This is a genomic window from Catenuloplanes sp. NPDC051500 (assembly GCF_044454585.1).
GTDB lineage: Bacteria > Actinomycetota > Actinomycetes > Mycobacteriales > Micromonosporaceae > Catenuloplanes.
This window is the reverse complement of record NZ_JBITDX010000059.1, coordinates 1-1,342: the sequence shown is the minus strand read 5'-3', so window position 1 is coordinate 1,342 and position 1,342 is coordinate 1. Positions and strand designations below refer to the sequence as shown.

The 1,342-nt window shown below is 68.1% G+C and carries 1 protein-coding gene; it reads right to left on the bottom strand.

Translation table 11 applies throughout. The features are described from left to right. A partial coding sequence (locus ACIA8K_RS41230) for an ISAs1 family transposase (RefSeq protein ID WP_396068964.1) occupies positions 1-1,102 on the bottom strand: 1,102 nt, incomplete at its 3' end. Positions 1,103-1,342: the final 240 nt, after the last annotated feature.

Below are 1,342 nucleotides of genomic sequence, written 5' to 3'. Positions count from 1 at the left end.
TCACGGCGGTGATGAGGTCGTGTGAGCGGCGGTTGGCGTGGCGGGTGGCGCGGGCGATGTTGGTGGCGCCGGTGGTGCGGTGCCAGCCGATGGCGGTGTTACGGAGTGTCGCGATGACGGCGGGTCCGTTGCCGGTTCGGGCTTGATGCTGGTCTTCACGGAAAGTCACGTCTCTGACGTGATGCAGCCTATTTTCGATGTGCCAGTGCCGGCGGATCCAGGTCTGGAGCTCGCGGGCGGTGGCGTGGCCGGCGGGTAGTGAGATGGTCAGGTAGGCGGTTTCGCGGCTGGTCCGGCCTGCGAGGATGCGTGTGCGGGTGATCCGGACGGCTTGCTGGGCGTGCGGGAACGCGATTCCGCCGGGCAGGTGGACGGTGACGGCTTTGATGGTGCGGGTCTCCCGGCGGCCGTGGCCTCGGTCGCGGGTGCGGTCCCCGGCCGGGATCTGCGCCCAGGGAAGCCGTTTGAGCTGCTTGAACAGGGTCGGCTGGTTGGCCTTCACCTGGACCAGCAGATAGGCGCCGCGGCGGTCGATCTCGTCGGCGTGGCCGGTCTGGGTGTGCAGGGCATCGGCGACGAAGAGCACCCCGGCCAGGCTGCCGAGGACCTGCTCGACGCGGTCGAGCAGCGGAGCGAACGCCGGAATTTCGTTGCTCTTCGCATCGATGGCGACTTGGGCCAGGACGATGCCGGTGCCGGTGTCCAGGGCGGACAGTAGATGGATCTGACGGCCGTCACCTTGCCGGGCGCCGCGTAACGTCTTGCCGTCGACCGCGATCACCTGCCGGTATCTGCGCGTGACAGTGACCGGGTCCGGCGGGCTGGTCCGGGTGTGCAGCCAGCCGGCGAGGACGCCGGACAGCAGTGACGCATCGAGCCGGACCAGTAGCCGCCACACGGTCGTGCCGACCGGCACGACATCGGTGAAACCGAGTCGGGACCGGCTGTGTTCGTCGAGATCGTGCAGCCAGTCGCTGATCGCGGCGAACGACGAGGCGCCGGCCATGACCGCGCAGACCGCCACGGCGAGCACCGCGGTCAGCGGATACCGGATCCCGCGCGGATCACGTGGGTCGGGAACCTCCGCCAGGGCAGTCAGCAAGCCGCGCCGCTCACTTTCGGTGACCGGCGCAGGCGGGGTCACTGCGGAGGGCGCGGTGACGGTCAGTGCAGCGATGAGAGATGATGCCATCGGTGGGTGAGGTCCTCGGGGCTTTATGGGGCGTAGAGAACTTCATGATCACTGACGTGATCTCACCCGCCACCTTCGCCTCTACAGAGGCCATTCATACCTCGAATCCCCAGCTCAGCGCCGTGCCATCAGACTACGCAACGGCCCTGC